The following is a 12,476-nucleotide window of genomic DNA, read 5'->3' as shown; positions in this document are numbered from 1 at the left end:
CTCCCCCGCGGCATGACCACCGCCCTGAGGTCCTCCGCGCTCCGGCCCCTCCGCCCCCCGCGGCGGAGGGGCCCGCGGTCCGCCGGGCTGGTGCTCGCCCTGCTGCTGGTGGTGGGCGGCGTGGTGTACGCGTGCCAGGGGCGCGGCGGCGCCGGGCCCGGCTGGACGGACGGCACGGTGCACGGGCCCTGGCTGTCGGTGTACGACGGCTACGGCGACAACCGCGGGGACGCCACGTCGCTGCTGCTCTCGCCGGGCGTGGCCGACCGCCCGGACGTCACGCACGCGGGCCTGGTGGTCTCCACCGAGGAGTACGGGGACATGGCGTTCGGGGCGCGGACGCGGACGCTCCGCCAGCTGCGCACCCCCCGGCCCAACCCGTGGGAAGTGCCCTGGCTGGTCTGGGCGTACCGCGACCCGGAGCACTTCTACTACCTGGCCCTCAAGCCGAACGGCTGGGAGCTGGGCAAGCGCGACCCGGCGTACCCGGGCGGCCAGCGCTTCCTGGCCACCGGTCCGGCGCCGTTCCCCACCGGGCGCTGGTACCGGATCGAGGTGGAGCAGCGCGGCGCCACGCTCACGATCACGGTCGACGGGCGCTTCCTGACCTCGTTCGCGGACGCCGAACGCCCCTACACCCGGGGCGGCGTGGGCGCCTACACCGAGGACGCCCGGGTGGAGTTCCACGACATGGCAGTGCGGCGCCTGCCCCCGGTCGGGTGAGGGCAGGCGCCGCGTTCCGTTCCGTACGCCCTTGTACGGGACGTCTCAGGTGTGACGGAGGGTCAGACCGTCAGCGGGCGATCCGTCGGACGGATCGGGGCCGGCAGGATGCTCGCGCCGGTGAGGTAGTGGTCCACCGCGCGGGCCGCGGAACGGCCCTCGGCGATGGCCCACACGATCAACGACTGGCCGCGGCCCGCGTCACCGGCGACGAAGACACCGTCCACGTTGGTGGTGAAGTCCTTGTCGCGGGCGATGTTGCCGCGGGCGTCGAGCTCCAGGCCGAGCTGCTCGACCAGGCCGTTGCGCTGGTCGGTGCCGGTGAAGCCCATGGCGAGGGTGACCAGTTCGGCCGGGATCACCTTCTCGGTGCCGGGCTGCGGGACGAACCTCCCGTCCTGGAACTCGACCTCGACCAGGTGCAGCGCCTTGACGTTGCCGTCCTCGTCGCCCTCGAACCTCATGGTGTTGACGGCGTAGACCCGCTCGCCGCCCTCCTCGTGGGCGGAGGTGACCTTGTACGTCATCGGCATGGTCGGCCAGGGCTGGTGCGCCGGGCGGTCCTCCGACGGCCGGGGCATGATCTCCAGCTGGGTGACCGAGCGGGCGCCCTGGCGGTGCGCGGTGCCGACGCAGTCGGCGCCGGTGTCGCCACCGCCGATGACGACCACGTGCTTGCCCTCGGCGGTGATCGGCGGGGCGACGAAGTCGCCCTCCTGCACCTTGTTGGCCAGCGGCAGGTACTCCATCGCCTGGTAGATGCCGCCGAGTTCGCGGCCCTCGGCGGGCAGGTCGCGCCACTGGGTGGCGCCCGCGGCGATCACCACGGCGTCGTACCGCTTGCGCAGTGCGCTGCCCGGCATGTCGCGGCCGACCTCGACACCGGTGCGGAACTTGGTGCCCTCCGCGCGCATCTGCTCGATGCGGCGGTTGATGTGCCGCTTCTCCATCTTGAACTCGGGGATGCCGTACCGCAGCAGACCGCCGATGCGGTCGGCCCGCTCGTACACCGCGACGGTGTGGCCGGCCCGGGTCAGCTGCTGGGCGGCGGCCAGGCCCGCCGGGCCGGAGCCGATGACGGCGACGGTCTTGCCGGAGAGCCGGTCCGGGGGCTGCGGGGTGACGTCCCCGCTGTCCCAGGCCTTGTCGATGATGGTGACCTCGACGTTCTTGATGGTCACCGCCGGCTGGTTGATGCCGAGCACACAGGCGGACTCGCAGGGGGCCGGGCAGAGGCGACCGGTGAACTCCGGGAAGTTGTTGGTCGCGTGCAGGCGCTCGCTGGCGGCCTTCCAGTCCTCACGGTAGGCGTAGTCGTTCCACTCGGGGATCAGGTTCCCCAGCGGACAGCCGTTGTGGCAGAAGGGGATGCCGCAGTCCATGCAGCGTCCGGCCTGCTTGGTGATGATCGGCAGCAGGCCGCCGGGAACGTAGACCTCGTTCCAGTCCTGCTTGCGCTCCTCGACCGGACGGGTCGGAGCGGTCTCGCGGGGCGTGGTGAGGAAGCCCTTCGGGTCAGCCATTTGCCGCCTCCATCATCTTCGCGACGGTCTCGGACTCGGAGAGCCCGGCTTGCTCGGCGGCGTTCTTGGCGGCGAGCACTGCCTTGTAGTCCCGCGGCATGACCTTGCCGAAGCGGGTGAGGGTGTGACCCCAGTCGGCGAGGAGCTTCTCGGCGACGGTGGAGCCCGTCTCCTCCTGGTGGCGGCGCACCACGTCGTGCAGCCACTTGATGTCGTCGGCGTCCAGCTCCTCGACGTTCACCATGCCGGTGTTGACGTTGTCCGGGTCGAGGTCGAGGACGTACGCGATGCCGCCGGACATGCCCGCCGCGAAGTTGCGCCCGGTCGGGCCGAGCACCAGCGCCCGGCCACCGGTCATGTACTCGCAGCCGTGGTCGCCCACGCCCTCGGACACGACGGTGGCACCGGAGTTGCGGACGCAGAAGCGCTCGCCGGTGGTGCCGCGCAGGAAGAGCTCACCGCCGGTGGCGCCGTACGCGATGGTGTTGCCGGCGATGGTCGAGTACTCGGCCAGGTGGTCGGCCCCGCGGTCGGGACGGACGATCACCCGGCCGCCGGACAGGCCCTTGCCGACGTAGTCGTTGGCGTCGCCCTCCAGGCGGAGCGTGATGCCCTTGGGGAGGAAGGCGCCGAAGGACTGGCCCGCGGAGCCGGTCAGGGTGATGTCGACGGTGTCGTCGGGCAGGCCTGCGCCGCCGTACTTCTTGGTCACCTCGTGGCCGAGCATGGTGCCGACCGTGCGGTTGACGTTGCGGATCGCGACCTGGGCGCGGACCGGGTCGCCGTTGTCGAGGGCGTCCTTGGCGAGCGCGATGAGCTCGTTGTCGAGCGCCTTGCCCAGGCCGTGGTCCTGGTCGGTGGTGCGGTGCAGGGCCGCGCCCTCGGGCAGCTCGGGCACGTGGAAGAGCGGGGCGAGGTCCATGCCCTGCGCCTTCCAGTGGGTGACGGCCGCGGTGGTGTCGATCAGCTCGGCGTGGCCGACGGCCTCCTCGATCGAGCGGAAGCCCAGTTCGGCCAGGAGCTCGCGGACCTCCTGCGCGATGAACTCGAAGAAGTTCACCACGTACTCGGCCTTGCCGGTGAAGCGGTCGCGCAGCACCGGGTTCTGGGTGGCGATGCCGACCGGACAGGTGTCCAGGTGGCACACCCGCATCATCACGCAGCCGGAGACCACCAGCGGGGCGGTCGCGAAGCCGAACTCCTCGGCGCCCAGCAGGGCGGCGATCACGACGTCGCGGCCGGTCTTCAGCTGGCCGTCGGTCTGCACCACGATGCGGTCGCGCAGGCCGTTGAGCAGCAGCGTCTGCTGCGTCTCGGCCAGCCCCAGCTCCCAGGGGCCACCCGCGTGCTTCAGCGAGGTCAGCGGGGAGGCGCCGGTGCCGCCGTCGTGGCCTGAGATCAGCACGACATCGGCGTGGGCCTTGGAGACGCCCGCCGCGACCGTGCCGACGCCGACCTCGGAGACCAGCTTCACGTGGATGCGGGCCTGCGGGTTGGCGTTCTTGAGGTCGTGGATCAGCTGCGCCAGGTCCTCGATGGAGTAGATGTCGTGGTGCGGCGGCGGCGAGATCAGGCCGACACCGGGGGTGCTGTGCCGGGTCCTGCCGATCCAGGGGTAGACCTTGTGGCCGGGCAGCTGGCCGCCCTCACCGGGCTTGGCGCCCTGGGCCATCTTGATCTGGATGTCGTCCGCGTTGACCAGGTACTCCGAGGTGACGCCGAAGCGGCCGGAGGCGACCTGCTTGATCGCGGAACGGCGCGCCGGGTCGTACAGGCGGTCCGGGTCCTCGCCACCCTCGCCGGTGTTGGACTTGCCGCCCAGCTGGTTCATGGCGATGGCCAGCGTCTCGTGCGCCTCGCGCGAGATGGAGCCGTACGACATGGCGCCGGTGGAGAAGCGCTTGACGATCTCGGAGACCGGCTCGACCTCGTCGACGGGGATCGGGGCGCGCTCGCCGTCCTTGAACGCGAACAGGCCGCGGAGCGTCATCAGGCGCTCGGACTGCTCGTTCACCCGGTCCGTGTACTGCTTGAAGATGTCGTAGCGGCGCGAGCGGGTGGCGTGCTGCAGCCGGAAGACCGTCTCCGGGTCGAACAGGTGCGGCTCGCCCTCGCGGCGCCACTGGTACTCGCCGCCGATCTCCAGCCGGCGGTGCGCCGGGGCGATGCCGGAGGCGGGGTAGGCCTTGGCGTGCCTGGCCGCGACCTCCTTGGCGACCACGTCGATGCCGGCGCCGCCGAGCTTGGTCGTGGTGCCGTGGAAGTAGGTGTCGACGAAGTCGGTGTCCAGGCCGATGGCCTCGAAGACCTGCGCGCCGCGGTAGGAGGCGACGGTGGAGATGCCCATCTTGGACATCACCTTCAGCACGCCCTTGCCCAGCGCCTTGATCAGGTTCCTGATGGCCGCCTCGGGCTCCAGGCCCTGGAGGAAGGTGCCCGCGCGCAGCAGGTCCTCGACCGACTCCATCGCCAGGTACGGGTTGACCGCCGCGGCACCGTAGCCGATGAGCAGCGCGACGTGGTGCACCTCGCGGACGTCGCCGGCCTCGACCAGCAGGCCCACCTGGGTGCGCTGCTTGGTGCGGATGAGGTGGTGGTGCACGGCGGAGGTGAGCAGCAGCGACGGGATCGGCGCGTGCTCGGCGTCCGAGTGCCGGTCGGAGAGCACGATCAGCCGGGCGCCGTCCTCTATGGCGGCGTCGGCCTCGGCGCAGATCTCGGTCAGCCGCGCGGCCAGCGCCTCCCCGCCGCCGGAGACCCGGTACAGGCCCGACAGCGTCGCGGCCTTCAGGCCCGGCAGGTCGCCGTCGGCGTTGATGTGGATGAGCTTGGCCAGCTCGTCGTTGTCGATCACCGGGAAGGGCAGGGTGATGTTGCGACAGGACGCCGGCGACGGCTCCAGCAGGTTGCCGGACGGGCCGACGGCGCTGATCAGCGAGGTGACCAGCTCCTCCCGGATGGCGTCCAGCGGGGGGTTGGTGACCTGCGCGAACAGCTGGGTGAAGTAGTCGAAGAGCAGCCGGGGCCGCTCGGACAGCGCCGCGATCGGCGAGTCGGTGCCCATGGAGCCCAGCGGCTCACCGCCGGTCTTCGCCATCGGCGCCAGGATGATCCGCAGCTCCTCCTCGGTGTACCCGAAGGTCTGCTGGCGGCGGGTGACCGAGGCGTGGGTGTGCACGATGTGCTCGCGCTCGGGCAGGTCGTTGAGGTGGATCAGGCCGGCTTCCAGCCACTCCGCGTAGGGGTGCTCGGCGGCGAGCTGGGCCTTGATCTCGTCGTCCTCGATGATCCGGTGCCGGGCCGTGTCGACCAGGAACATCTTCCCGGGCTGCAGCCGGCCCTTGCGGACCACCTTGTCCGGGGAGATGTCGTCCAGCACGCCGGACTCGGAGGCGAGCACGACCAGGCCGTCGTCGGTGACCCAGTAGCGCCCCGGACGCAGGCCGTTGCGGTCCAGGACGGCGCCGACGACGGAACCGTCGGTGAAGGTGACGCAGGCCGGACCGTCCCAGGGCTCGATCAGGGTGGAGTGGTACTGGTAGAAGGCGCGCCGGGCCGGGTCCATCGAGTCGTGGTTCTCCCACGCCTCGGGGATCATCATCAGCACGCTGTGGGGCAGCGAGCGGCCGCCGAGGTGGAGCAGCTCCAGCACCTCGTCGAAGGTCGCCGTGTCCGAGGCGTCCGGGGTGCAGACCGGGAAGATCCGGTCCAGGTCGCCGCCGAAGTGGCCGGAGGCGAGCTGCGACTCGCGGGCGCGCATCCAGTTGCGGTTGCCCTTGACGGTGTTGATCTCACCGTTGTGGGCGACGAAGCGGTACGGGTGCGCCAGCGGCCAGCTGGGGAAGGTGTTGGTGGAGAAGCGGGAGTGCACCAGGGCGATCGCGGTGGCGGTGCGCCCGTCGGACAGGTCCGGGAAGAAGGGCTCCAGCTGGCCGGTGGTCAGCATGCCCTTGTAGACGAGCGTCCGGGCCGACAGCGACGGGAAGTAGACGTCCGCCTCCCGCTCGGCACGCTTGCGCAGCACGAAGGCCGGGCGGTCGAGGTCGATCCCGGACCGCGCGCCCTCGGCGTCCGAGACGAAGAGCTGGGAGAAGTACGGCATCGTCGAGCGCGCCGTGGCGCCGAGGACGTCGGGGCCGATCGGCACCTCGCGCCAGCCGAGGACGGTCAGGCCCTCCTCGGCGGCCAGCCGCTCGATCGACTCGACGGCCTTGCGGCGGTCCTCGTCCTCGACGGGCAGGAAGGCCGTGCCGACCGCGTACCGGCCGGCGGCGGGCAGCTCGAAGCCGGCGACCGCCCTCAGGAACGCGTCCGGGACCTGCATCAGGATGCCCGCGCCGTCGCCGGAGTCCGGATCGGAGCCGGTGGCCCCGCGGTGCTCCAGGTTGCGCAGCACGGTCAGTGCCTGCTCCACGAGCGCGTGGTCCGCCTCGCCGGTGAGGGTGGCCACGAAGCCGACGCCGCAGGCGTCGTGCTCGTTGCGGGGGTCGTACATCCCCTGGGGGGCGGGACGCCCGTCCATGTGGGACCACCGGCCGGAACCGGAGCCGGCGGTCTGGGGGTGCGTGGACGCGGAACGCATCGGCTCTCCCGTCGTCGTCATCTGGCATATGACATGCGCACTAGGGACGACGTTGGCCCTCTGCGATTTCGTGCAGGTTACATGATGGCCGGATGGCCGAAAAGTGGATAGCCAGTTCCATCATGTGGACTAAGCAGCGCTACGAGCAGGCAGTATGGGCCAGCATCGCTCACGTGAGACGCAGGCGACACTGCCCACGGCGCCACAGACTGATGCCCTGTGTTGGTCACGCTGAAACGAGCGGGTAACAAGTGGCTTGTGGCCGTCACCCGGCTCAGCCGACGGCGGTGCCGAACAGCGCTCCCAGAACGAAGGTAACCCCGGCGGCGGCTCCGCCCAAGACGAGCTGCCGAAGTCCGCTGAACCACCAGCTGCGCGCCGTCACACGGGCCACAGCCGCCCCGCAGAGGAAGAGACCGACCAGCGCGACGATCACCGCGGGCCAGACCACCGTTGCGCCGATCAGGTACGGGAGCACGGGCAGCAGGGCCCCGACGCCGAAGGACAGGAACGAGGAACCGGCCGCCACCAGCGGCGACGGCAGGTCGGTCGGGTCGACGCCCAGCTCCTCGCGGGCGTGGATCTCCAGGGCCTGCTCCGGATCCCTGGACATCTGCCGTGCCACCTCTTCGGCCAGCTCCGGCTCGACGCCCCGGGCGACGTACAGCGCGGCCAGTTCGCGCAGCTCGTCCTTGGGGTTGCGGCGCAGTTCCAGCCGCTCGACGTCCAGCTCCGCCTGGACCAGCTCCCGCTGGGAGGCGACGGAGGTGTACTCGCCCGCCGCCATCGAGAAAGCGCCCGCCGCGAGTCCCGCCAAACCGGTGATCACGATGGTCGAGGGGGCGACGTTGCCGCCGGCGACGCCGGTCATGAGCGCGAGGTTCGACACCAGGCCGTCCATCGCCCCGAACACGGCCGGACGCAGCCAGCCACCGCTGACGTCCCGGTGGGTGTGGTGCGCCACGTGGTACGGCGCGACCCGCTCGTCCTCCACGGCTGACGGCATGGTCGATGTGCTCCTTCCCCCGGGGCGGCGATCCCCGCGTCCCTCCCTCGAACGCCTCGACCGTACGCTCGAATTCCCTGCGTTTCCAGCAAGGAAAGCCTGCCTTACCTGCGAAAACGCGCCCGGAGGTGAAACGCCGCGGCCGCCGTCACCGGGGTGGTGAACGGCGGCCGCGGGCTGCGCGACGTACGCGTCAGAGGTTCTTGGCGGGCTTGGCCTCGGCGTCGACGGGGACGGCGCCGTCCTCCTCGTCCCGGTCCGGGCCGGGCTCCGCCCCGTCGGCTTCGGTCTTCTCGGCGTCCGCGTCCGCGCCGGTCGCCTGCTCGCCCTTGGCGTCCCCGGCGTCCTTGGCCTTCGCCTCGGGGTCCGTCCCCTCCGCGGCGACGGCCGCCGGCTCGACGACCTCCTCACGGCCCGGCCGCAGCCGCGCCGAGACCACGATGTAGACCACGGCGGCGACGAAGACCAGGATCGACGTCCAGTCGTTGAGACGCAGGCCGAGGACGTGGTGGGCGTCGTCGACGCGCAGGTACTCGATCCAGAAGCGCCCGACGGTGTACGCCGCGACGTAGAGCGCGAAGGCGCGGCCGTGGCCGAGCCGGAAGCGCCGGTCGGCCCAGATGACCAGCAGGGCCACGCCCACGCACCACAGCGACTCGTAGAGGAAGGTCGGGTGGTACGTCGCGACGTCCAGGCTGTCCGCCGGCCGGTGGGCACTGTCGATCTTCAGGGCCCAGGGCAGATCGGTGGCACGCCCGTACAGCTCCTGGTTGAACCAGTTGCCCCAGCGGCCGATGGCCTGGGCGAAGGCGATGCCCGGGGCCACGGCGTCGGCGTACGCGGGCAGCGAGATGCCGCGGCGCCGGCAGCCGATCCAGGCGCCGAGGGCACCCAGGGCGATGGCGCCCCAGATGCCGAGACCGCCCTCCCAGATCTTGAACGCGTTGACCCAGTCCTTGCCCTCACCGAAGTAGAGCTCGTAACTGGTGATCACGTGGTAGAGGCGGCCGCCGACCAGGCCGAAGGGCACCGCCCAGACGGCGATGTCGGCGACCGTGGTCTTCAGTCCGCCGCGGGCGACCCATCGCCTGCCGCCGAGCCACACGGCCACGAAGACACCGATGATGATGCAGAAGGCATAGCCGCGCAGAGGGATGGGGCCGAGGTGGATGACCCCGCGCGACGGGCTGGGAATGAAGGCGATGAGTTCCATGGCACTGCCGACGCTACCGTGCCGGGCGGGTGCGGCGGGCACCCGCCCGGCAACGGCTGGATAACGGGCGGGAGCTCAGCCGCCCTGCGAGGCCGCGGGAGAGCCTCCCGCGGGCGCGGAGCCGCTCGCCGATCCCGGCGCGCCCGGCGACCCGGAAGCGCTCGGCGGGGTGGCGCCCTGCGTCGCGGTGCCGGGCTTCTTGCCCTTGTTGGCCTCGGTGACCAGCTGCTTCAGCCGGTCCGCGGTCAGGTTGGGCTGCCCCTTGGCGAGCAGGTTCTCCCCGCCGTTGAGCAGGATGGTGGGCGTGGAGTTGAAGCCGGCGGCGCCGAAGGCCTCGTTGTTGGCGTTCACCCAGTCGTCGTACGTGCCGTCCTTCACGCAGGTGGTGAAGGCGTCGGTCTTCAGCCCCGGCACCTTGCCGGCCAGCTCCAGCAGGTAGGTCTTGTCGGCGAAGTGGTCGTCGTTCTCCTGCGGCTGGTTCTGGTAGAGGACGTCGTGGTACGCGCGGAACTTGCCCTCGTCCTGCGCGCAGGCCGCGGCGTTGGCGGCGTTGAGCGAGCCGGTACCGCCCAGGTTCCCGTCGATGAGCCGGACGAGGTGGTACTCGACCTTGAGCTGGCCCTGGTCCTGGAGGCCGTGGATGGTGTCGCGGAGCTCGTTCTCGTAGGCCGCGCAGGCCGGGCACCGGAAGTCCTCGTACACGGTCAGGGTGGACGGGGCGTCGCTCGCGCCGTTGGGGAGGGCCAGCCTGTCCTTGCCGGTCGCGCCCGCCGGGGTGACGGCCGGGGCGCCGGAACCGCCGCCGCTGCCCGCCACCACGACCCCGATGACGGCGCCGACGGCCAGGACCCCCACCACGGAGCCCGCGACGATCAGCGTCCTCTTGCGCTTGTGCCGGCGCTCGTCCTCCGCGCGCTGCTCCTGCAGCCGGTCCCGGGCACTGCGCTTTCCTTCACGGTTCTTCTCGCTCACACCCAGGCACAACGAACCGGGGGCACGCTCGCGCGTACCCCCGGCCCATGTTTCGCCCGGAAGAGTGAGGCGCCGCTACCGGCGGACGCCCTGGGCGAGGTCCGCCGCCAGCTCGCGCACCCCGGTCAGGCCCTGCTCCAGGTCCGGCGCGTCGAGCAGCCGCTTGACGAACGCCGAGCCGACGATCACCCCGTCCGCGAAGGCCGCCACCTCGGCCGCCTGGGCGGCGTTGGAGACGCCCAGGCCCACGCAGACCGGCAGCTCGGTCTGGGCCCGGGTGCGCCGCACCAGGTCGGCCGCCTCGGCGCCGACGCTCTCGCGGGTGCCGGTGACGCCCATCAGCGAGGCCGCGTAGACGAAGCCGGAGCCCACCGCCGTGATCTTCGCCAGCCGCTCGTCCCGGCTGCTCGGGGCGACCACGAAGACGGTGGCCAGTCCGTGCTGCTCGGCGGCCTTCCGCCACACCTCGGACTCCTCCACCGGCAGGTCCGGCAGGATGCAGCCCGCGCCGCCCGCCTCGGCCAGCTCGGCCGCGAAGCGCTCGGTGCCGTAGCGGTCCACCGGATTCCAGTACGTCATGACCAGGATCGGCTTCCCGGTCGCGGCGTGCGCCTCCCGCACCGTGCGCAGCACGTCCTTGATCCGCACGCCGCCGCGCAGCGCGATGTCGTCCGCGGTCTGGATGACCGGGCCGTCCAGCACGGGGTCGCTGTGCGGCAGGCCGATCTCGACGACGTCGGCACCGCCGTCCAGGGCCGCCTTCGCCGCCTCGATGCCGCCCTCCACGGTCGGGAAACCGGCCGGGAGGTAGGCCACCAGGGCGGCGCGCCCCTCGGCCCTGGCGCCGGCCAGGGTCCGGTCCAGCAGCTCGATCTGCCCGCTCACCGCTGTGCTCCTTCAGCCTCGTCGTACAGCCCGAAGTAGCGGGCGGCCGTGTCCATGTCCTTGTCGCCGCGGCCGGAGAGGTTGACCAGGACCAGGCCCTCCTCGCCCAGCTCCCGGCCGACCCCCAGCGCGCCGGCGAGGGCGTGCGCGCTCTCGATGGCCGGGATGATGCCCTCGGTGCGGGACAGCAGGCGCAGCGCCTGCATCGCCTCGTCGTCGGTGACCGGGCGGTACTCGGCGCGGCCGGTCTCCTTGAGGTAGGCGTGCTCGGGGCCGATGCCGGGGTAGTCCAGGCCGGCCGAGATCGAGTACGGCTCGGTGATCTGGCCCTCGTCGTCCTGCAGGACGTAGGAGCGGGAGCCGTGCAGGATGCCGGGCTCGCCGACGGTGAGCGTCGCCGCGTGCTCGCCGGAGTCCACGCCGTGTCCCGCCGCCTCCAGGCCGACCAGGCGTACGCCCTCGTCCGGGATGAAGGCGTGGAACAGGCCGATCGCGTTGGACCCGCCGCCCACGCAGGCGGCGACCACGTCCGGCAGCCGGCCCGCGCGCTCCAGGATCTGGCGGCGGGCCTCGACGCCGATGACGCGGTGGAAGTCGCGCACCATCGCCGGGAAGGGGTGCGGGCCCGCGACCGTGCCGAAGAGGTAGTGGGTGCGGTCCACGTTGGCGACCCAGTCGCGGAACGCCTCGTTGATCGCGTCCTTCAGCGTGCGGCTGCCCGACTTCACGGGGATCACCTCGGCGCCGAGGATGCGCATGCGGGCGACGTTGAGCGCCTGGCGCTCGGTGTCGACCTCGCCCATGTAGATGGTGCACTCCAGGCCGAACAGGGCGCAGGCGGTGGCCGTCGCCACACCGTGCTGGCCCGCGCCGGTCTCGGCGATGACCCGGGTCTTGCCCATGCGCTTGGTGAGCAGCGCCTGGCCCAGCACGTTGTTGATCTTGTGCGAGCCGGTGTGGTTGAGGTCCTCCCGCTTGAGGAAGACCCGTGCCCCGCCGGCGTGCTCCGCGAACCGCGGCACCTCGGTGAGCGGGCTCGGGCGGCCGGTGTAGTGCACCAGCAGGTCGTTCAGTTCCGCGGCGAAGGCCGGATCGGACTTCGCCTTGTCGTACTCCACGGCGACCTCGTCCACGGCGGCGACCAGCGCCTCCGGGATGAACTTGCCGCCGAACCTGCCGAAGTAGCCCTCGGCACTGGGCACCCGGCCCTCGGGGTCGGGGATGAAGAAGTCTTCGGACATGACGTTCTCGGCTCCTTCGGGGGCGCGCGTCGGCAGCCCCCAGGGTTTCGCGTACCAATGGTCACGTTACGGCGCGTTCGGCGCCGTCGGCGGCATGCGCACGCCCGCGGCCGGGGAGCACGGCGGGACGCTCACCGGCGGGACGCCGGTGGGCACACCCGTGCCCCGGTCATCAGGAGGACGGCGCTGCCGTCAGCGCCATCGGCGCCCGTTGATCTGACCCGGCTCGCAGCCGATGTGGTAGCGCACGCGGCGGCCGAGGACGCGCCGCGCGGGCGCGCGGCAGCCACGGGGACGGCAGCCCCGGGCCAGTCGCGCGTAGGTCGTCATG

The 12,476-nt window shown here is 71.8% G+C and carries 9 protein-coding genes; 1 reads left to right on the top strand and 8 read right to left on the bottom strand.

Annotated features, from left to right (window positions below):
* Window positions 1-723 (top strand): hypothetical protein (locus PV350_RS07575; protein WP_500333200.1); only part of this gene is annotated, 723 nt, incomplete at its 5' end.
* Between the two features lie 62 nt (window positions 724-785).
* Here PV350_RS07575 and PV350_RS07570 read toward each other — a convergent pair.
* The 8 genes from PV350_RS07570 to trpM all read right to left on the bottom strand — a co-directional run bounded on the left by PV350_RS07570 (window position 786) and on the right by trpM (window position 12,475).
* Window positions 786-2,246 carry a glutamate synthase subunit beta gene (locus tag PV350_RS07570; protein WP_499511302.1) on the bottom strand — a complete coding sequence of 487 codons (1,461 nt, stop codon included), beginning with the start codon at window positions 2,244-2,246 and terminating at the stop codon, window positions 786-788.
* Window positions 2,239-6,828, bottom strand: a complete 4,590-nt coding sequence (gene gltB, locus PV350_RS07565; protein WP_499516798.1) for a glutamate synthase large subunit — start codon at window positions 6,826-6,828, stop codon at window positions 2,239-2,241. Before gltB ends, PV350_RS07570 begins: the two co-directional genes overlap by 8 nt.
* Window positions 6,829-7,102: 274 nt before the next feature.
* On the bottom strand, window positions 7,103-7,834 hold the full coding sequence (locus PV350_RS07560; RefSeq protein ID WP_499511303.1) for a VIT1/CCC1 transporter family protein: 732 nt from the start codon (window positions 7,832-7,834) through the stop codon (window positions 7,103-7,105).
* Window positions 7,835-8,027: 193 nt separating this feature from the next.
* The gene (gene lgt, locus PV350_RS07555; RefSeq protein ID WP_499511304.1) at window positions 8,028-9,047 is read right to left on the bottom strand and encodes a prolipoprotein diacylglyceryl transferase; all 1,020 of its coding nucleotides are present in this window, start codon (window positions 9,045-9,047) and stop codon (window positions 8,028-8,030) included.
* A gap of 75 nt (window positions 9,048-9,122) precedes the next feature.
* Window positions 9,123-10,019 carry a DsbA family protein gene (locus PV350_RS07550; RefSeq protein ID WP_500333199.1) on the bottom strand — a complete coding sequence of 299 codons (897 nt, stop codon included), beginning with the start codon at window positions 10,017-10,019 and terminating at the stop codon, window positions 9,123-9,125.
* A gap of 75 nt (window positions 10,020-10,094) precedes the next feature.
* A complete protein-coding gene (gene trpA / locus PV350_RS07545) occupies window positions 10,095-10,904 on the bottom strand; it encodes a tryptophan synthase subunit alpha (protein WP_499511306.1) in 810 nt (269 codons plus the stop codon).
* Window positions 10,901-12,145 carry a tryptophan synthase subunit beta gene (gene trpB / locus PV350_RS07540; protein ID WP_499511307.1) on the bottom strand — a complete coding sequence of 415 codons (1,245 nt, stop codon included), beginning with the start codon at window positions 12,143-12,145 and terminating at the stop codon, window positions 10,901-10,903. Before trpB ends, trpA begins: the two co-directional genes overlap by 4 nt.
* Before the next feature lie 192 nt (window positions 12,146-12,337).
* Window positions 12,338-12,475 (bottom strand): tryptophan biosynthesis modulator TrpM, encoded by a 138-nt coding sequence (gene trpM / locus PV350_RS07535; RefSeq protein WP_431959897.1) that lies wholly within the window; start codon window positions 12,473-12,475, stop codon window positions 12,338-12,340.
* Window position 12,476: the final 1 nt, after the last annotated feature.

This window comes from Streptomyces sp. PA03-6a (assembly GCF_033792765.1).
In the GTDB taxonomy this organism is placed as follows: domain Bacteria; phylum Actinomycetota; class Actinomycetes; order Streptomycetales; family Streptomycetaceae; genus Actinacidiphila.
The sequence above is the reverse complement of the archived record's forward strand: the minus strand, read 5'-3'. Positions and strand labels throughout refer to the sequence as shown.